Source organism: Paraburkholderia sp. EG304 (assembly GCF_046543485.1).
Lineage (GTDB): Bacteria > Pseudomonadota > Gammaproteobacteria > Burkholderiales > Burkholderiaceae > Paraburkholderia > Paraburkholderia youngii.
In genome coordinates this window covers 1-255 of the sequence record NZ_JBKGUA010000449.1, presented here as the reverse complement: position 1 = coordinate 255, position 255 = coordinate 1, and the positions used below count along the sequence as shown (strand labels likewise).

The 255-nt window shown below is 61.2% G+C and carries 1 pseudogene; it reads right to left on the bottom strand.

What is annotated here, in order from left to right:
* A pseudogene (locus ACLFKU_RS44690) lies at window positions 1-255 on the bottom strand (IS21 family transposase); the annotation flags it as partial.

The following is a 255-nucleotide window of genomic DNA, read 5'->3' as shown; positions in this document are numbered from 1 at the left end:
CGTACCCCTCGGCCAGCGCGGCGTACGAGCGCTGTACCTCGGGATCGTACATACACGCCTTTGTAATCGCGCATTTGGCGTTGTCGATGATCACGCGCTCCACGCGGCCGCCGAACCATTCGAAGGCACGCCGGTGGCAGGCCAGCCACGTCTCGACCGTTTGATCGAGGACGATCTCTGCATACTGGTGCCGCGACCAGCACAGCGTCATCACGAAGAACCATGTCTTGAGCACAAGCCCGGACTCATGCATGA